The organism is Terriglobus tenax, from assembly GCF_025685395.1.
In the GTDB taxonomy this organism is placed as follows: domain Bacteria; phylum Acidobacteriota; class Terriglobia; order Terriglobales; family Acidobacteriaceae; genus Terriglobus; species Terriglobus tenax.
This window is the reverse complement of sequence record NZ_JAGSYA010000003.1, coordinates 304667-323455: the sequence shown is the minus strand read 5'-3', so window position 1 is coordinate 323455 and position 18789 is coordinate 304667. Positions and strand designations below refer to the sequence as shown.

13 protein-coding genes and 2 pseudogenes are annotated in these 18789 nt (G+C 57.7%); 8 read left to right on the top strand and 7 right to left on the bottom strand.

From position 1 onward, the window contains the following. Positions 1–211: 211 nt before the first annotated feature. Positions 212–982, bottom strand: coding sequence for an SDR family NAD(P)-dependent oxidoreductase (locus OHL13_RS01410; protein ID WP_263408325.1), 771 nt, complete (start codon positions 980–982; stop codon positions 212–214). A 102-nt stretch (positions 983–1084) separates the two neighbouring features. Between OHL13_RS01410 and OHL13_RS01405 the strand changes: the two genes are divergently transcribed. After that, on the top strand, positions 1085–2026 hold the full coding sequence (locus OHL13_RS01405; protein WP_263408324.1) for an AraC family transcriptional regulator: 942 nt from the start codon (positions 1085–1087) through the stop codon (positions 2024–2026). 209 nt (positions 2027–2235) lie between these two features. On the opposite strand, the gene OHL13_RS01400 is transcribed toward OHL13_RS01405, so the two are convergent. Further along, a complete protein-coding gene (locus OHL13_RS01400; protein WP_263408323.1) occupies positions 2236–2877 on the bottom strand; it encodes a TetR/AcrR family transcriptional regulator in 642 nt (213 codons plus the stop codon). A gap of 97 nt (positions 2878–2974) precedes the next feature. Here OHL13_RS01400 and OHL13_RS01395 point away from each other — a divergent pair, with 97 nt between their 5' ends. From OHL13_RS01395 to OHL13_RS01385, 3 genes are all read left to right on the top strand, one after another. Further along, positions 2975–3730 carry an SDR family NAD(P)-dependent oxidoreductase gene (locus OHL13_RS01395; protein WP_263408322.1) on the top strand — a complete coding sequence of 252 codons (756 nt, stop codon included), beginning with the start codon at positions 2975–2977 and terminating at the stop codon, positions 3728–3730. A gap of 70 nt (positions 3731–3800) precedes the next feature. Then, positions 3801–4826 carry an aldo/keto reductase gene (locus tag OHL13_RS01390; protein ID WP_263408321.1) on the top strand — a complete coding sequence of 342 codons (1026 nt, stop codon included), beginning with the start codon at positions 3801–3803 and terminating at the stop codon, positions 4824–4826. A 436-nt stretch (positions 4827–5262) separates the two neighbouring features. Continuing rightward, entirely contained in the window at positions 5263–7158 is a 1896-nt protein-coding gene (locus tag OHL13_RS01385; RefSeq protein ID WP_263408320.1) for an alpha-L-arabinofuranosidase C-terminal domain-containing protein, read from the top strand. Here the strand turns inward: OHL13_RS01385 and OHL13_RS01380 are convergent. Beyond that, entirely contained in the window at positions 7155–8243 is a 1089-nt protein-coding gene (locus tag OHL13_RS01380; RefSeq protein WP_263408319.1) for an alpha/beta hydrolase, read from the bottom strand. The two genes, OHL13_RS01385 and OHL13_RS01380, sit on opposite strands and share 4 nt — an antisense overlap. Before the next feature lie 43 nt (positions 8244–8286). After that, positions 8287–9879: a carboxylesterase/lipase family protein gene (locus tag OHL13_RS01375; protein WP_263408318.1), complete on the bottom strand. Its 1593-nt coding sequence runs from the start codon at positions 9877–9879 to the stop codon at positions 8287–8289. 347 nt (positions 9880–10226) lie between these two features. On the opposite strand from OHL13_RS01375, the pseudogene OHL13_RS18650 reads away from it, so the two are divergent. From OHL13_RS18650 to OHL13_RS01360, 4 genes and pseudogenes are all read left to right on the top strand, one after another. Further along, positions 10227–10433: pseudogene (locus OHL13_RS18650) on the top strand (c-type cytochrome); the annotation flags it as partial. Between the two features lie 9 nt (positions 10434–10442). Further along, positions 10443–10583 (top strand): annotated as a pseudogene (locus OHL13_RS18755) (IS1 family transposase); the annotation flags it as partial. An 816-nt stretch (positions 10584–11399) separates the two neighbouring features. Continuing rightward, positions 11400–14657, top strand: coding sequence for a TonB-dependent receptor (locus tag OHL13_RS01365; RefSeq protein ID WP_263408317.1), 3258 nt, complete (start codon positions 11400–11402; stop codon positions 14655–14657). Continuing rightward, entirely contained in the window at positions 14647–16167 is a 1521-nt protein-coding gene (locus OHL13_RS01360) for a sulfatase (RefSeq protein ID WP_263408316.1), read from the top strand. The genes OHL13_RS01365 and OHL13_RS01360 overlap by 11 nt, the downstream gene beginning before the upstream one ends. Positions 16168–16238: 71 nt before the next feature. On the opposite strand, the gene cysE is transcribed toward OHL13_RS01360, so the two are convergent. The 3 genes from cysE to OHL13_RS01345 all read right to left on the bottom strand — a co-directional run bounded on the left by cysE (position 16239) and on the right by OHL13_RS01345 (position 18738). After that, positions 16239–16988: a serine O-acetyltransferase gene (gene cysE, locus OHL13_RS01355; protein WP_449649495.1), complete on the bottom strand. Its 750-nt coding sequence runs from the start codon at positions 16986–16988 to the stop codon at positions 16239–16241. Between the two features lie 59 nt (positions 16989–17047). Then, positions 17048–18022 (bottom strand): cysteine synthase A, encoded by a 975-nt coding sequence (cysK, locus tag OHL13_RS01350; protein ID WP_263408315.1) that lies wholly within the window; start codon positions 18020–18022, stop codon positions 17048–17050. A gap of 374 nt (positions 18023–18396) precedes the next feature. Beyond that, entirely contained in the window at positions 18397–18738 is a 342-nt protein-coding gene (locus OHL13_RS01345; protein WP_263408314.1) for a hypothetical protein, read from the bottom strand. Positions 18739–18789: the final 51 nt, after the last annotated feature.

The following is an 18789-nucleotide window of genomic DNA, read 5'->3' as shown; positions in this document are numbered from 1 at the left end:
CTATCGCGGTCGGTTGATAGCGTTTCACATGGCGCTGGGTGTTGCCGCGGAACTACCTGGGAATGTAAAGGCCGATTGAATTGTCAATGAGTGCGTTGACCTGCTCTCACCAGTCGAGATCTGAATCTGTAATCCAGGCTGAGTTCCCGTTACCGATCATTTCGATCCTGCCTTCATGAAGGTTCTACCAGACCGTAGCGCTGCGCAGACGCTACATCATCACGCCGCCGTTCACCTCTATGCGCTGCCCATTGACCCAGCCGTTATCGTCAGACAGTAACGCAGCGATTGCTGGTCCAATGTCGTCCGGGCCAGCCACACGACCTAGAGCCGTATGATTGGCGACTAGCTTGTTTACCTCGGGATTGTCGCGCACGATGCCGCCGCTAAAGTCCGTTGCAACTGCACCGGGTGCGACGACATTGACCGTGATGCGGCGCGGGCCGAGCTCCGTCGCCATGTGTCGCGAAAGGACGTCTATGGCTCCCTTCATGGAGGCATAAGCTGCTCCTCCACGACTCGAAAGGCGCGTGCGGGTGGTTGAAACATTCACGATGCGGCCACCATCTTTCATGATCGGCAGCAGCTTTTGTGTCAGAAACAAGACGCCTTTGAAATGGACGTTGTAAATGCTATCCATCTCTTCTTCAGTGACACTCTCCAAGGGCATGTTGCGATGATTGTTGCCCGCGTTGTTGACCAGGTAGTCGAAGCGCTCCGACCCTCGATCAGCGAGCACGTCGCGCACGCTTTGAGCGAAGGCCTCGAACCCGCCGACTTTCCCTGTGTCGAGAGGCAGAGCAGAAGCCTGGACGCCAAAGGTCCTCGCTGCAGCGACGACCGCATCCGCGTCCTCGCGATGACTGTGATACGTAAAGATCACGTTCACTCCGCGACGTGCGAGACTTTCCACCGTGCTGCGACCGATGCCTCGGCTTCCTCCAGTAACGATAGCAATCTTTCCCTGTTGATCCTGTGACATGCTTCCTCCTGATCTTCTTCCAAACTAAGCCGCCGAAGAGCGAGGCGGAATGGCCTGGTTTCGCAATTTCTTGCCTATTCCTCTCACGTACACTGGTCTTCTATGGGCGTCGCGAAGAACAGAAGATCGCAGTGTCTCGACGAGCTTGCGCAGGCGGTGCGCAGCTACACCGATTCGTGCGCAACGACGAACCCCTATCCGACCGCTATCGAAGGCTTCGTAGTTCTTCGTTCCGATCAGCCGAAGCTTCCCAGCTACCGGCTCTTCCAGCCTGCTCTTTGCATCGCGATACAAGGGAGCAAGTGGGCCACTTTTGGCGACTTTCGCTACCAGTACAACGCCGGCCAGGCGATGGTTGTCACAGTTGAAATGCCGTCACGCGGCGCTGTCTCTGAGGCAAACCCCGGCGAACCCTTTCTAGGCTTTGTGCTTGTTCTCGATCTCGCTGTTTTGCGTGAACTCGCAGAGCAGATGTCCTCGCAGCCAAAGAGCCAGACGCAAGCTTCGTCGGCCTCGCCTGCGGGTGTCTGCGTCGTCGATCTCAGTGCGGAGGCGCTGGATTGCCTATGCAGAGCCATGCGTATGCTTGAGACGCCAGCAGCGATCCCGCTTCTCTATCCTGGGCTGTACCGTGAGCTGCTTTATTGGTTGCTAACAGGCTCCGGCGGAGGACAGCTCCTCCACACAGTCGTAGCGTCCAGCCGCGAGAACCGATTAATCGCCGCGATTCACGAGCTGAAGACACGCTTTGCCGAACCGGTGCGGGTCAATGAACTGGCCGCAATCGCGTGTATGAGTTCTGCAACCTTCCATCGTCACTTCAAAGCGACAACAGGGATGAGTCCTCTGCAATATCAAAAGGAGCTACGCCTGTTGGCGGCTCGGCGGCTCATGCTCGAAAACGGTTCGAACGTTGAGACAGTCGCAACAGAAGTAGGCTACGAAAGTGCTCCACAGTTCAGCCGCGAGTATGCGCGAATGTTTGGCCGCCCGCCACGCCGTGACGTACGTGCGTTGGCTGAATTTGTGAGCGAATCCTTCTAACAGCGACGGGTAAGTCCCGATGGACGCTGTTCTTGCCATCTGTCTTCGGGTGATGCCAGACCAAGCGGCAGGTCGACTCGCCTTCTCGACAAACGCCAAATCGCCTGTGCACTTTTCGAGGACAAGTACCTCCGGAAAGATAACTGGCCTGTTCTCTCATTTGAGTGGTTATTGAGCGCGATACTCCCAACAAGGCGGCTAGTGACGAACTAAAACTCTGCCGCCGCGGAAGTGAGCTGTTCCTGGGGATTCGCACCGTAACGCAACCCATCGATCAGGACATCCACCATCTTGCTCGCATAAGCGGTTTTTTCTCCATGGGGTCCTCGGCACATCGTAGCCACCGTCCATAAGAGTTCCTCTGCGTCAATATCGCTGCGGACAGCCTTAACGGCGATGGCGCCGTCGAGCAGCTTACGAAGTGCACCGCCCAGACGTTCCATCACGTACCCGGGCAGGGCTGCGTAGGCGGGATCGCCCGAGTGCAGGGCAGCCGCCAGGCCACGCTTCGCCCCAACAAAATCCATCAAGCGGTGGAGCCAGCGGGCCAGCGCTTCCTCCGGCTCATATTCGCTCGCGAACACAGCGGCTGCGTCCGCGCATGCTTCCACATGCGACTGCATGACCGCCACGATAAGGTCGGAGCGCTGCGGAAAATGGCGATACACGGTTCCCAGACCAACGCCCGCTCGTTGCGCAATCTCGCGCACAGGAGCATCCACGCCGGACGTCGCGAACACCTCGGCGGCAGCACTTAGAAGAGCTGCGAGGTTCTGCTTTGCATGCGCACGCACCGGCGGCAGCTTCGTTGCGGTGCTCTTCTTCGTCGCGCGGGTAGATGGTGTTGTCACGATGCTTACCTTGCTCGCGGAACAGCGTTCCGGTAGTATCGGAACATCGTTCCGTCGTTCCTGAAGAATAGCAGCACAAGCCCAAGGAGGATACAAAATGTCGAATCAACGTATAGCTCTCGTGACTGGAGCCAATCAGGGAGTCGGATTCCAGGTTGCGAAGGAACTCGCCGCCAATGGGGTGACGGTTTATGTCGGGTCGCGCAATCTGGAGCGTGGCGAAGCTGCCGCGAAAGAGATCGGCAACGGTGCGATCGCGCTGCAGATCGATGTCACCGATCAGGCTTCGATCCGTGCTGCGGCCGAGCGTGTCCGCACGGAGCTTGGCCGCCTTGATCTGCTTGTCAACAACGCAGCCATCTCGAACACAAGCAGGGGCGACCGCTCGCTCGAGGAGTTTTCCAAACTCACCCGTGCCAGCAATATTTCTCTGGACGAGGTCCGCGCTATCTGGGAGACGAACGTCTTCGGCGCGCTCGCCGTGTATCAAGCCATGCTGCCCCTACTGCGGGAATCCGCGCACGCACACATCGTCAATGTCTCCAGCGGCGTCGGTTCATTGACTACGAATGCGAATCCGGATTTCCAATATCGCAAGATGTACAGCCCGGGCTATGCCGCGTCGAAGACAGCTCTGAACGCCATCACGCTAGCCATGATGATTGAACTGGAAGGCAGCGGAATCAAGGTTAACCTCGTATCCCCAGGCTTCACCAAAACGAATCTCAACGGTTATGCCGGGTTAGAGTCGCTTGAGTACGGCTCTCGTGAGGTTGTGCGGGTCGCCCTGCTCGGACCGGACGGTCCTACCGGCACCTTCACGCACTGGGAAGGTGAAACGATCCCCTGGTAAGTAGAAATTCCGTCCATAGAACCATCAAAAGCCGCTTTGGCCGCACACCGAGAGAAGAGAGGAAACTGCCGTGAAATACCGCACGCTAGGCCGAACAGGCATCAAGGTCAGCCCATATTGCTTAGGAGCGATGATGTTCGGCGGCATCGCCAACTCCGATCACGACGACTGCATTCGTATCATCCACAAGGCCTTAGATTTCGGCATCAACTTCGTCGACACCGCCGATCGATACAGCAACGGAGAGTCGGAGGAGATCGTCGGCAAGGCGCTCAAGGGTCGTCGCCAAAATATCGTGCTGGCCACCAAGGTGAACGGCGCAATGGGCGAGGATCCGAATCAGCAGGGTAATTCGCGCCGTTGGATCACACAGGCCGTGGAGGCGTCGTTGCGCCGCCTTCAGACCGACCACATCGATCTTTACCAGGTCCACCGTCCCTCTCCCGATACCGACATCGAGGAGACGTTGTCGGTGCTCACGGACCTGATGCGCGCGGGCAAGGTCCGCGCCATCGGGTCATCGACGTTTCCTGCTTCCGAGATCGTGGAGGCGCAATGGGTGGCGGAGCACCGTGGCCTGGCTCGCTTCCGAACCGAGCAGCCACCTTATTCGATCCTCAACCGCAGTATCGAACGGGAGGTTCTGCCCATCTGCGAGAAGTATGGGATGGGCGCGCTGGTCTGGAGCCCGCTGGCGAAGGGTATGCTCACCGGGCGCTACCGCAGGGGCCACTCTCTGCCGGAGAGCCTGCGCGTCAAGGTCTTTCCCAAACAGATGTCCGACGAGCGCAATCTGGAGGCGGTCGAACGCCTCATCCCCATCGCCGAGGGAGCCGGGATTTCGTTGACGCACATGGCGATGGCGTTTGTGATGGCTCACCCCGGTGTTACATCGGCGATTCTCGGTCCACGCACCATGCAACAGCTGGACGATCTGCTCGCCGGTGCCGAAGTTGCGCTTAGCAACGAAATCCTGGATAGGATCGACGAGGTCGTTGCGCCGGGGACCGACGCGGGGCCGATGGGCGCACTCTACACTCCGCCCGCAGTGACTCAGGCGAGCTTACGGCGTCGTCCAGATCGGGTTGCAGTTTGACCGAAGTGCTGGGTCTTGCGGGTTCAAGGAGTTCTTCGATTTAGGCAAAATCACCGAGTCACTCGTTGAGGCAGACGGGGCTGGAAACGTGCATTGCCCTGTTATCAGCAGTTGAGGATCGTACGCCTCGCGGTTTGGTTGGTGAAGTCGCAAGGCTGTAAGGAGCTGGCGAACTTATTAAGCGCGCCGCCTGAGTCTATCCCGCGGTATTCCTGTCCTATCTGGTCTGGCATTCGAATCAGTGTTCATTCCATTCGTAAAGACGATGTCAATGCTTGTAAAAAGTGAATGCTCTGATTGCTTTCATGGGATACGGTCTTTTATTCTTCTCCCAAATTAAAGACCGGCAGAGAGTATGGCTATAAACAGAAGACACTTTCTTCGCACTTCCGTCGCCACCGCATTTTCGACACGCGTTTCATCGATTGCGGTAGAGATGCTGGAAGACAGCCGTCCCGATGAGCCGAGAGTGGCGGTCCTGTTGGTTGATATGGATCGGGCCAGCCAAACAATCGATCCATACATCTATGGGCAATTCCTAGAGCACATCAACCATTCCGTCGAGGATGGCCTATTCGCCGAGCAGATTCGCGGCGCTGGATTTGAAGGCAAGGATTTTGAAACCTACTGGAAGCCGGATTTCGACCGTGGACAGGTTGAAGTGGCCAACCTGGAGTTTCAGAATGGATCAAAAAGCCTCCGCCTGAAGGTGAATGGTGGCCACGCAAAGATACAGCAAGGGCGTCTTTTTCTTGAGGACGGTGTCGCATACGACGGCTTTCTTTGGGTGAAGCGAGAACGCGGGACGCCTCGTTTGACCATCCAAGTTCACTCATCCAGCGGTCAGATTCTAGCCAGTGTTCTCATAGCTGTACCTTTAGGTGACTGGCACCGGATCCCGTTCACCTTCCGAAGCAATATACGAGATACCGAGGCCACTCTTGAGCTAGCGGCTTCAGGACATGGATCGTTGCTGGTCGACTTTGTCTCCATGATGCGTTCTGATGTTCGTCGGGATGGGATGTTCCGTCCTGATCTGTTTGAAGCACTCGAAGGTCTGCGCCCCACATTTATCCGCTGGCCCGGCGGATCCTTTGCTTCCACTTACCGGTGGAAGGAAGGCATCGGCCCCTATGAGTCGCGCGGGTATCATCCCAACACCTATTGGGGTGGGTACTCTGACTACTTCGGGTTCGGTACCGATGAATTTCTCAACCTATGCAAGAAATTGAACGCGGAGCCTCTGATCACTTTGGCGGCCCCGGATACATCACCTGAAGCGATTGAGTATGCGCTGGACTGGATTCGTTATGTAAACGATCCGCCAATGACGGAGTGGGGACAGCGGCGCGCAGCGAATGGACATCCCGAACCGTATAACGTCCGCTATTTCCAGATCGACAACGAGCCGATGAACAATGGCTTTACGGCGCAGTCCTATGCAGAGGTTGTGAATGCCTATGGACCAAGGCTGCGGGCTGCTTCTCCGGGTATAAAGATCGTCGCGTGCGGGCAGAAGCGCTCTAACGATATGGAGTGGAGCCAGACCGTGATTGATCTTGCAGGCGCCAATTTCGACGTACTGGGTTGCCATAACTACGAATATGAACCAGCAAACTTTGAATTGGGTGTCCGGCGTATACACGACTACCTTGCCAAACTGTGCGACTATGTTCGCGCGTCGAAACATCCGAAGATCGAAGTTGCAGTGTTGGAGTGGAGCCTGCAACACACGTACGACTGGCGCGCCGGACTGCATGCCGCTGGCAGCCTGATGATGTACGAAGAGCTGAGCCCCGGCTTGACGATGACCTGCCCTGCCTTGCTGATGAGGAACACAACGGACGATCCATCCTGGACGGCAGCCATCTACCACGATCATGTCTCATGGTTCCCTGGGGGAAGCTATCCTGTGTCCAAATTGTTTCGAGAGCACTACGCTGAAGAGTTGCTGGCTTCCGCAACGGGAACCTTCCGCGACCGTGATCGCACTCTGTTGCTGGACAAGATCTCTACTGCGATTCCCCAGGGATGGCAGCCCGGCTCCGTGGACGCCAATGCAACGCGAAGCAAAGACGGCAAGCGCATCGTGATCAAGGCCGTGAACTACCAGGGCCAAAGAAACTCGATCTTAGTCCGGCTACAGGGTGCAGCAGCTCCGCAGACCGCGGCGGCAATGCTGCACACCCTCGGCGCAGATCTGATGGATGTCGCCTCCCTGGAGCATCCGGACCGGTTTGCCGTGTCCAGCCGTAACCTGGAATACAGCAAGACGTTTTCCATTGATCTCGAGCCTTACTCGGTCGCAGTAGTGGAGATTCGTCCGACCTAGTGAAGCTTTTCTCCGCAGGCCTTCTCAAAGCAAAGATTTTTGCTAAAGAATGGCATCACATAATTCTGGAAGCGGTCTGCAACCGCGCTGGTGTGCGTACCGGAATAGATCTCGAATGAATTCGTGATGCCGTATTGATCCAGAAGCTCATGCAGCTTGCCGGCATCCACGCGCAGTCCATCCTGGTCACCCACATCAATAGCGATGGCCCGGTAACGCTTCAAATCGCGCGTGTATTGATCGACAAAGGAAAGCGGGGCGTTGGCCGCCCATTTTGCCAACACATCCGGCTGAGCTACACCATCTTTGACCGGCAGATCGAGATATAGCGGAGGGTTCTTCGGATTGGGCGACCACGCTGCTGCCGAAGCCAGTTGCGTGCGGAGCGGAAAGGGGAGATTCGCTGAATCGGCCGGAGCCTTCACCGCTGCCAGAGTCTTCTCCGTCTCCGGATTGACCGGTCCAGCACGTCTTGCTGACATGCAGCATGGGCTCATCATGTAAAGACTGCCGAAGACGTCCGCATGCTTCATGCCGATGCGGCTTGCCCCGTATCCTCCCATAGAATGCCCCACCAGGCCACGGCTGGCGCGATTCGGCAGCGTGCGATAGTGCGTGTCGATGTAGGCCACGACATCCTGCGCAATAAAGCGCTCGAAGTCGCCCGTCGTTGCGGAACTGGAGTACATGGAGCCGTTATGGACTGTCTTTGCATCGGGCAACACTACAATCATCTCTTTGGCGCTCTGCGCGAAGGCACCTTCGATTGTCTGGGGAACGTGAATCTCCTTTGTCCACTGCTCGGCCCCGATGGAATATCCATGCAGAGCATAAAGCACCGGATAGTGGCGCCGGGGATCCTTATCGTAGCTCGGCGGAAGATAAACCAGTACCTCGCGGTCTACGGCATCTCCTTCCAGGTTGCCTTCCAGCGATACACCGTGGATGGATATCCGCTCCAAACGGACGGGCCTTGCTCCGGGAACAACCGGAGGCACGATCGTCTTTACTTGTGCATAAGAGTTGCCTGCCAACAGCCCCACAAAAACGACGCTGACAATCCACGCCAACATAGGCATCTTCATCCAATCCTCCATCGGGGAGAAACGTCTGGAACAGCTCAACCATTTAGCTCAACAGAATCTTCCTTACCTCACCATCCGGGTCGTCGACCATCCTGCAGCGGTTGTCAAAGACCATGGTCTGGCAGCGATTGGGATCAGATGCTGTCCACGCAAGTCCCGGCTGGCTGGGGTTGCCGGTTCGGGCGAAGTTTGCCCATGCCGTGCTCATCTTCTTCGCCAATGCCTGCGCCTCCGGAGTGTTGCCAGTTCCCTGCTCACAGCGTCGCGTGTTATCGAAACAGAAGGCCAACTCCGCCGTATGCCATGCGCCGCACTGTCCATCCAGCATGGGAGACTGCCAGGTAAACCAGTACTGATATACCGGCGCCGCTGCCTGGCCGTGTTTCAGCTTTACCATACGCTGCACGTTGTTTCTTGCGCTCACGCCCTGAACACCATAGGACAACGTGCGGATACTCTTCTCCGGATGCGCCTTCTTCATCGCGGCGATTAACGCAGTGGCTTTCTCGCTGCCGTAAGACCTGGTCAACGTATCCAGCCACTCGGATTCCGTCGGTTGCAGGCGGAACTGCATTCCCTCCTCACTCACGGAACCAATCATCATCGGGATATTTTTTGAGATCTCAGGAGCAGCATCAAAGAACGACCGGAGTGTCACGGTGCGTCCATCGACCGTCGGCCCCCAGCCTACCCGAGGCGCAGCCCCAGGCACTGAACCCGGGCCAGCAGATCCCCGGAGAGGCGGATTGATTTTGGCAATGGCTGCATTGCCAGCGGCGAACAGGCGCGACCAATCCATCTTTTGTAGCGCGCCAAGATCATTCGCGCCTAGCCCCAGCTCTTTCATCATCTGGCGGGAGAGCTCCCGGGATTGCTCAGCGCTGGGACTGTTGCCTCCGCCGCCGGATTGAACGGCCGCGGTACGAATCATGCCCGTGGCTGACGGCATCCCCAGCAGACACGTTACCTTTGACCCGCCGCCGGACTGGCCGTAAATCATGACCTTGTTGGGATCGCCACCGAAATTGGCGATGTTCTCCTGAATCCAGCGCAGTGATGCCACCAAGTCCGTCATGCCCACATTCACGGAGAGGTCATACGCTGACCCGCCAATCTCGGAGATGTCGAGAAAACCAAGCACATTCAAACGATGGTTGACCGAGACCTGCACCACATCATGATTACGGGCCATCTGCGCGCCGTCATGCGAAGGCAACTCGTACGCGGAGCCAAAGCTGAAGCCACCGCCATGGAAGTACACCATGACAGGCCTGTTTCCTGTCAGCGCTGGCGTCCATATATTCAGCCTGAGCATGTCTTCGCTCATGTAGCCATCGTCCCAATCGTAGAGAAAAGACATCTCCGCCGACTTGAAGTTATGCAGCGTCTGAGGACAGTTGGCACCATAGACCAGGGCAGGATATTCGTCCTGCCATGGTTTGGGCGGCTTCGCCGGAAGCCAGCGATTCTCTCCGCTGGTGTCCTCGCCATAGGGAACGCCCTTGAAGGTATAAACATCACCGGCGATATAGCCACGGACCTTACCGTACTGCGTTTTAGCGACGGCGCTCCTGGGGGTTGTACAAAGACCAGGGTCCAGGCGTGTTCCCGTCTTTGTACTGTCTGAAGCGTGCACGGCTCTGGTTAAGGACAAACCCAACCCGGCAGTGGCGGAAAGCCGCAGGGCATCCCTCCGGCTGATAGCACCCATACCTATGGTCTTCTTCATTTTCGCTCCCCTGGCGCGCAGGACATCAAGATAGAACCCTGCCCCGATGACGACTAATTTCGCATCACGAATTAAAGAAAACGTTTACTCCATAGTCAAGCAAGAAATATGAATCTTCTGATTTTCTTTTTGGTGCAAAGGATACCGCCGCACATTCCAGACAATGGCTACATCCTTCCGGAGCCAACTGGGGATCTGGATCCGTCGATCCTGTTACTACCATCCTGTACGTCGTCTCCAAAGATGCGCCATCCATGCTGAAACTTGCGCCCCGTGCGCCTCGCACTATGATGACCGGCGATCCGGAGACCCTGGGTAAGATCGTCTACATCCAGAACTGCCAGATGTGCCATCAGGCCACTCTCGCAGGCCAGCCGCCAAGCATTCCATCCCTGGTCGATGTTGTGGGACGCATCGGCGCTGACCGTGTCCGCACAACTGTACGCGAAGGCTCCGCTCCCATGCCTGCCTTCTGCCGGGTGCATAAGACGCTGCGTGTCACCCCGGCGATGGAAGCTGGCATCTCCGGTCATGTGTGGGAGATTGAGGAATTGGTAGCCCTGATGCCTGAACCGGAAGCGAAAAAGCGCGGGCCTTACAAAAAGAAGTAGTCTCTCAGTTTGATTTCTGAGAGCATTCCCCCGCAGTAAAAACATTGAACAATGGGGGATTCAATGACTCCGCAAACCGAACAGCAACTAATCCAAGCTCTTAACCAAATTGCACAACAGCTCACGCGCATCAATAATCAACTGGCTATGCTTCAGAACATAAACAACAACCTGAGTGCTATTGCATCCCGTCCTCGCTGACACAATCCCTTTCGAAATCCAATAGAGCATAGTCGCGGTGCCTCAAAAGAAGCTCCGCTATTTTTAGGGCGGTGTGGGCCGTGTTAGAGTCCGCATCGCCCAGCGTCTTTACGAGTTCTTCTGCAAGTACTTGAGGAGTCATATTTCAAACTGAGGCACTACCGAAGCGGCGGTTCCATTGACAGAAAAGTTCCTTATGTGAAACGCTGAGGTCGATGCGTTCAAACCACTTTACAGCTGTACTGGAGTGTTGTCGCCCCTCGACATGTCGAGCCGGGCGCTGTTCGCATTCGTGACGTTTCTCGTCTCTGAATGGCCGTAAAACCAGATGCGCCCGCTCCCGCAGGAGTGGGCTTTTTTGTGGGTTCACTCTTTTCCGTTACCCCAACGAGGAGAGTTATGGCATTCATGAGCGCGACCGTTCCCAGCTCTTCCTTCCCACCATGCGCCTGTTGTTGTTAAGGCCGCATTCCATTTCCCTTCTGTTTTATTTCACGTTTCTGCATTCGCCCTCCTGGCGGGCTGCAGGCTGTTCTCTCAACATGAAAGGACCTCGTTTTGAAACTCTGGCATCGACGCACTCCCTCAATTCCTCTCGCATCTTTACTGCTCTGGATGGCACTGGGCACGGCCGGTACGACAGCGGCGATTGCACAATCGACCCAGGCCACCATCACCGGCATCGTCTCTGACAAGGAAGGTGCTGTGCTGGACCACGCGGCAGTGCTGATTACCAACACGGAAACGGGGATCACGGTTCATACAAGCACAAACGCTGAAGGCAAATACACCGTGCCTGCACTCAACGTGGGCGTATACAGCGTGTCAGTGGAGCATGATGGATTTCAACGTTATGTGCGGCAGAACCTGGTGCTGAGCACAAACCAGGTGCTGGGCGTGGATGCGCAACTTCAGCCGGGGTCTGTGAACCAGAGCGTTACCGTCAGTGAGCGGACCCCTGAACTGGAGACACGCAGCTCATCGATCGGCCAGACGATTGAGTCCAAGAGCGTTGCGGAGCTGCCGCTGGGCAACCGCACATCCATGAACATCGTTGCACTAACCGGAGGCGCGGTCTTTATTGACTCTGCCAACTACAGCCTTTCGGGCGGCCGCACCAAGAGCTCGATGACCTGGCTGGACGGTGGCTCCGGACAGAACATCCGTATCGGCATCGGCACTGCGGAAGTAAGCCCGCCGGTCGATACGGTGCAGGAGATTGGCGTGGTGAGCAATAACTATGCTGCCGAGTTCGGCGGATCGGCTGGCGGCATCGTGATCCAAACTACCAAGTCAGGCACAAATACATTCCACGGAACGGCCTATGAGTTTCTGCGCAATGATGCTCTGGACGCCTCCGGATACTTCGCAACCACAAAGCCCAAGCTTCGGTATAACGTCTTTGGCGGCACCATCGGTGGACCGATTCGACGTGACAAGACCTTCTTCTTCTTTGGATTCGAAGGAACACGCCAGAAAACAGGATCGACCACAACGCTGACCGTTCCCACCCTTGCGCAGCGCGCTGGCGACTTCTCTCAGACCTACACGACCGCGGGAGCTCTGATTCCCATATACGATCCGCAGACAACCACCACGGTGGGCGGAGTGACAACGCGGTCGCGCTTTGCGAACAATGTGGTTCCACAGAACCGCCTGGACCCGGTCGCCGTTGCGTTGATGAGCTACTATCCTTTGCCGAATCGCACACCGGATAACATCTCCGGCGCGAATAACTTCCGTGCCAACGATCTCGCCACCAACAACACGCAGTTCTACCTGGCACGTGTCGATCACGTTCTGACTCCGGCGGATCATCTTGCCTTCCGTTACATCTACACCAAGGGGAAGACCGATAACGCCTCGGTCTACCCGGTGCGCGGCGCGGATCCGACCCTGAATAACACCTCCGATGACAACATCGGCTATGCCCAGTGGACCCATACCTTTTCGCCTTCCCTGCTGAATGATGTCCGCTTTGTCTACGACGTGCGCACCTATCACCAGTTCTCCAACGGCGTGGGTGGCGGGTTCCCGTCGCGGCTGGGCCTGAGCGGCGTTTCGGACAATGCCTTCCCCTACTTTGCGCCTGCTGGTTTCAGTCCGCTGGGAAGCAGCTCGCAGGAGAGACAGCAGTATCCCGTCACCGTCTATCAGCTGGTCGACAACTTCACACAGGTGTTTGGCCGCCACAGCATTAAGTATGGCGCGGAGGCGCGGCGCTCGATGGACCATGAGATCAGCCTGTCGTCCGCATCCGGCTCCTTCACCTTCGCAACGCAGCCCACCGGGCAACCAGGCAGCGCCTCCACCGGCAACGGCCTGGCGTCTCTGCTGCTGGGATTCCCCACCGCGTATAGCGCAGCGTCAACGGAACCGCTGACACGTGTGAGCTGGTATCTGGCTGCCTTTGTGCAGGACGACTGGACCATTACACCGCGGCTGACTCTGAATCTTGGACTTCGCTGGGAGACGGATACTCCCATCAAGGACGAGAACGACCGCATGAACAGCTTCGATGCCACGGCGATCAACCCGGTTTCGGGAACTCCAGGTGTCGTCAAATTCCTGGGACGCAACGGTTACCGCGATACGCCGTATGACGGGGACTACAACAACATCGCGCCTCGCGTTGGTTTTGCGTATCAGCCCTTCTCCTCAGGCAGGACTGTCATTCGTGGCGGCGCCGGCATATTCTTCGCACATCCGTTTGACTCCGGCCAGCCGAATGCCGCAGCCATCGGCTTTGCGCTCTCCACTTCGCTGACAACGCCAGACAACGGGATCACCGCTCCGTTCTATCTGCGGAACGGCGTTCCCGGCTCCTCGACCAGCCCTGCCCTGAACGACCGCTATGGCGCGGTTCCCGTGGGGTCGAATGCAACGACCGCTGTCAGCTACTTCGATCCGAAAAAGCGCACCGGATACACCACGCAGTTCAACCTGGGGGTACAGCAACAACTTCCCGGTCAGTTCGTTCTGGAGGTCTCAGGACTAGGCAACGTTGCCCATAAGCTTGCCGGAGCAACCCAGAGCATCAACCAGATCAACCCCAGCATTCTGAGCGCAGCCCATAGCTCGCAAAAGGACCGTCCGTTCCCGCAGTTCAGCACGGTATCAGTCGTGGTGCCGACCAACAGTGACTCGAACTACTTCGCAGGCATGGTGCGCGTTGGCCGCCGCTTCCAGAACGGATTCAACATCAACACGACCTACACCTATTCCAAGTTCCTGAACAATGCGTTCGAAGGAGGATCATCCTTCGGAGCCGACGGCGGAGCCTATTCCAACTACTACGACCGCACGGCCGACTATGGGCCTTCGTCGAACGACATCCGTCACCAGTTTGTTTTCTCAGGCCTGTATGAGCTTCCGTGGGGTCCGGGACGGAAGTATCTGAACCATGGAATCCTCGGCAATGCCATCGGTGGCTGGACTGTGGGCAATGTAACGCGTGCTTACAGCGGCGCTCCCTTTACCGCCACAACCAACACGAACAACACCAACGCCTTCTCTTCCGGATCGCAGCGCGCGAACATCGTGGGAGATCCTTACCTGTCGAAGAGCCAGCGCGGACCACGCCAGCTGTGGCTGAACACGGCCTCGTTTGCGCAACCTGCGATCTATACCTTCGGGACGCAGCGTCGTAACAGCCTGCGCGGGCCGGGATTCGCAACCTTCGACTTCTCGCTGATTCGCAGCATTCGCTTTGCGGAAGGACGTGCGCTTCAGCTTCGCGCGGAAGCCACCAACATCCTTAACCACACCAACCTGACGACGCCTTCGGCAAGCTATGGAGCTTCGACCTTCGGCTACATCACCTCGGCTTACGCACCCCGGCAACTCCAGTTAGGAGCCCGCTTTGTCTTCTAACCCAAACACAAACACCCGGCGTCTCTCCCGGCGCAGCTTCCTGTCGAACGCAGCCAGCACTGCCTTCACAGGAGCTATCAGCTCCTCCCTGCCGGCCAGGGCACTGGAACCGAAGAAGCCACTGAACGTTCTCTTCTTCATGTCGGACGACATGCGCGTCGAACTTGGCAGTTACGGCAGCCAGTTCGGCGCCAGGACTCCGAACCTCGACGCACTGGCACGACGCGGTGTCCGCTTCGACCGGAACTACTGCCAGTTCCCTCTTTGCGGCCCATCGCGGGCATCGTTGCTTACAGGTCGCAAACCTACTTCGACTGGAATCCTCGGCAATCGCGGGCATTTTCGCGATGTCCACCCCGAGCTCGTAAGCCTTCCCCAGCTCTTTCGCGAGCACGGGTATGCCACGCTGCGCACGGGAAAGATTTTTCATGGCGGTGTCGATGATCCGAAGGCATGGACAGAAGGAGGCGGCAATGAAAACCTGCAGTCCATCGGAAACCCCGGGAAGACAAAGCAGGTGAGCCGTGGCCCGGTGCCTCCGCAGCCAGCGAACGTCAAACCGCCGCTGCCGCTGGACATTCAACAGGCGCCCAACTCTGACCGCATCGTCGTGCTGGAGGGATACGGCGAAGGACATCCGGATTACCAGGTCGCCGACAAGGCAATCGAGTATCTGAACCGCTACAAGAACCAGCCTTTCTTCCTGGGATGCGGCTTCTCAAAACCACATAGCCCGCCGACGGCTCCGCAACGATTCCTCGATCTCTACCCCGCGAAGAAGATCAAGCTCCCGCACGACTTCGCAGCGTGGCCAACTGTTCCCGAAGGCATTCCGCCGGCAGCGATCCGTATGTTGAATGCCGACCTGTTCATTGGCCGTGGAGCCAGCGAAAGCGAGGCAAGGGAAGTGATTGCTGCTTATCTCGCGGCCATCTCCTGGGCTGACTGGAACGTGGGCAGGGTTGTCCGCGAACTCGACCGCCTGGGCCTGCGAGACCAGACCGTGATCGTCTTTGTGGCCGATCACGGATACCAGCTCGGCGAAAAAGGAAAATGGTCAAAGGCCGGGTCACTGTTCGAGATGGGCACACGCGTGCCGCTCATCATCCACGCTCCGGGCGCCCACGGAAACGGAAAGACCAGCTTCCACACGGTGCAATCTCTGGATCTCTATCCGACACTGGCCGAGCTATGCCGGCTGGAAACACCTGGGGGCCTGCAGGGAAACAGCCTCGCTCCCCTGCTCAACAGGCCTTCGGTCGCATGGACGCATCCAGCTTTCAGTATCTGGAGCGAAGATGGGAAAACCGTGCACGGCACCGCTATTCGCCAGGAGCAGTGGCGCTATGTCGAGTTCGGAGAAGGTGGGCAGAATGGCCGCATGCTCTTTGATCTGCAGGCGGACCCCAGCGAAAGCCACAACCTGGCGCACGATCCCTCCAAGCAAGCACTGGTTGCGTCGTTGTCGCGCCAGATCGCAGAGTATGGCCCATTGGCTCTCTCCACGTAAAAGGGGTAAGCCTTAAACGACGAAAGCTCCGCGCTATGCGGAGCTTTCGTCGTTAAGACGTTCAAGCCGTCTCAGATGCCTTCGCCCATGGAAACGTAGTCGCGCAGGCGGTCGAGCTCCTCGCGATACGCGGAACGCTCGGCTTCTTCGGCGGCAAAGGGAGTCGCTTCCGCGCGCTGTCCGCCAAGCTGCTGCTCAAGCCCCTTAACGCGGTCTGCAAGCGCAATCAGCGCGTCCGAAAGAGGATCCTTGATATCGTGCGGGTCGGTGATGAGAACACGCTGACCGGCAAGATAGACGATGTGTGCGGGCACGCCAACCACCGTGGAATTAGGCGGAACATCGCTGAGAACAACCGAGCCCGCTCCCACACGCGAATTCTGGCCAATGGTGATGTTGCCGAGAACATTCGCATTGTTACCAACGAAAACGCGGTCACACAGCGTGGGGTGACGCTTGCCGTGTCCTTTGCCGGTGCCACCAAGTGTTACGCCCTGGTAGAGCGTTACATCATTGCCCACGATTGCCGTTTCCCCGATGACGACGCCGGTGGCATGGTCGATGAAGAGGCGGCGGCCAAGCGTCGCGGCAGGATGGATCTCCACACCCGTGAGAAAGCGGGCCACCTGCGATAGAACGCGCGCAGGCAGACGCAGATGCGCGTGCCACAGACGGTTGGCCATGCGGTGGAGCCAGACGGCCCAGAGGCCGGGATAGCAGAGCAGCACTTCAAGCCCTGAGCGCGCGGCGGGGTCGCGTTCAAGGACAGAAGCAATGTCTTCACGGATATGGTCGAACATGGGTGAAGGTTCTTCGCTCATAGCTCCCGGAAGTCCGCTGCAGAAGGGGCTTTGCCTGCGGACTCCCGGGAGCTGGCTTATTACAGCGTGACGGTTTCGGTGGGCAGCGCCAGGGCTTCCTGACGCAGCGACTCAAACAGCACGGTGGAGAGGTAACGCTCGCCGAAGCTGGGAAGGATGGCGACGATCAGCTTACCGGCATTCTCCGGGCGGGCTGCCACCTTGAGAGCGGCCGCAACAGCAGCTCCAGAGCTGATACCGACGAAGAGACCTTCTTCCTTTGGCAGGCGGCGGGCGGTTTCAACGGCCTCGTCGTTTGAGATCTGCACAACCTCATCGATCAGGTGCGTATCAAGAACCGAAGGAACAAAGCCGGCGCCGATGCCCTGAATCTTATGCGGGCCAGGCTTACCGCCGGACAGTACCGGGCTGTCCGCCGGTTCCACCGCAATGGCCTTGAACTCCGGCTTGCGCTCCTTGATGTACTTGGCGATACCTGTCAGGGTTCCGCCGGTGCCGACGCCACTGATCAGGATATCGGCCTTGCCGTCGGTGTCTTCCCAGATTTCAGGGCCGGTGGTGGCGTAGTGAATGGCCGGGTTCGACGGGTTGTCGAATTGCTGCAGAATGACGCCGTTGGGCGTCTTTGCCAGAATCTCATTGGCCTTGGCGATGGCACCCTTCATGCCATTGGGGCCGGGGGTAAGAACGATCTCCGCGCCAAAGGCCTTGACCAGGACACGACGCTCCACGCTCATCGTCTCCGGCATGGTGAGAATGAGTTTGTAGCCCTTGACGGCGGCGATGAAGGCCAGGGCAATACCGGTGTTGCCGCTGGTGGGCTCAATCAAAACGGTTTCGCCGGGCTTGATGCGGCCGGACTTCTCGGCGTCTTCAATCAGCGCGATGCCGAGGCGATCCTTCACGCTGGCAAGGGGGTTCTGGCTCTCAAGCTTCACCACGACGGTGGCCGGCAGTCCGGCAGAGAGACGGTTGAGCCGCACCAGGGGGGTGTGGCCAATCAGTTCGGTAATGTTAGCGGCGATGCGCGCCATCTTTTCTCCTTTGCGGGTACGGAAGTCGTCCCGGGGCAACTGAACGAATGTCGTTGGGGATAAGAGGCAGGATGCGATAGCGATCCAGCCGGAAGAAGGGATGCTGGTGTGCAGATGTGAGGCACACGTCAGCGTCGGAGCAAACACCCGGACGGTATTAGCAACATCGACGCATACCAACAGCCTATTCCCGAGCGCAGGCTCTGGCAAGCGGCTGGCCCATCCACGCAGGAGGGACGGACGCCGCAGATCGCGCAGGCGCTGAACAGGTTAGCTCCTCCGGCTGGGGAGGGCGGTTCCATGCTGACGATCAGGAGTGACGAAGCAAAAGCCCCTTCACTCCCGCGAAATCGTTACCGGTTGCGGCACTGCGATCATCCCAGGCACTTCGTCACCAGCTTTTTGCGGGATTTGCATCGCGAGCAATAGTTCTGCAGCCGCAGGAACTCCGCCGGAAACAACGCCAGGGTCGAGGCTATGGCATTCACTTCGTGACGGCTGACACCGGCGTTCTCGCCAATGCAGTCGTCACAGTATTCCTTCGCCAGATGTGTCTTAAGAAACTGATGCACCCTCTCCGGATGAGTTCTCGGGCGGGTGCGGTTCGCATGCAATATCGTCACGATTGTAGGTCCTCGTTTTTTGAGCGGATATTGGGAATGAATAACGCTGCGTGCCATGCCAGAGGCCAGCAGCGTCTCCTGCGCCTGATCCATCAGTTCTAGATATCGATATGTTTCTCCTCTGCGGGGAATCTCTTAAATAAA

Excerpts from the sequence above, each read along its gene's own strand:
- OHL13_RS01405 (WP_263408324.1), top strand. The coding sequence starts at position 1,085 with ATGGGCGTCGCGAAGAACAGAAGATCGCAGTGTCTCGACGAGCTTGCG.
- cysK (WP_263408315.1), bottom strand. The coding sequence starts at position 18,022 with ATGGCGCGCATCGCCGCTAACATTACCGAACTGATTGGCCACACCCCC.
- OHL13_RS01345 (WP_263408314.1), bottom strand. The coding sequence starts at position 18,738 with ATGGATCAGGCGCAGGAGACGCTGCTGGCCTCTGGCATGGCACGCAGC.
- OHL13_RS01395 (WP_263408322.1), top strand. The coding sequence starts at position 2,975 with ATGTCGAATCAACGTATAGCTCTCGTGACTGGAGCCAATCAGGGAGTC.
- OHL13_RS01385 (WP_263408320.1), top strand. The coding sequence starts at position 5,263 with ATGCTGGAAGACAGCCGTCCCGATGAGCCGAGAGTGGCGGTCCTGTTG.
- OHL13_RS01410 (WP_263408325.1), bottom strand. The coding sequence starts at position 982 with ATGTCACAGGATCAACAGGGAAAGATTGCTATCGTTACTGGAGGAAGC.
- cysE (WP_449649495.1), bottom strand. The coding sequence starts at position 16,988 with ATGAGCGAAGAACCTTCACCCATGTTCGACCATATCCGTGAAGACATT.
- OHL13_RS01380 (WP_263408319.1), bottom strand. The coding sequence starts at position 8,243 with ATGAAGATGCCTATGTTGGCGTGGATTGTCAGCGTCGTTTTTGTGGGG.
- OHL13_RS01365 (WP_263408317.1), top strand. The coding sequence starts at position 11,400 with ATGGCACTGGGCACGGCCGGTACGACAGCGGCGATTGCACAATCGACC.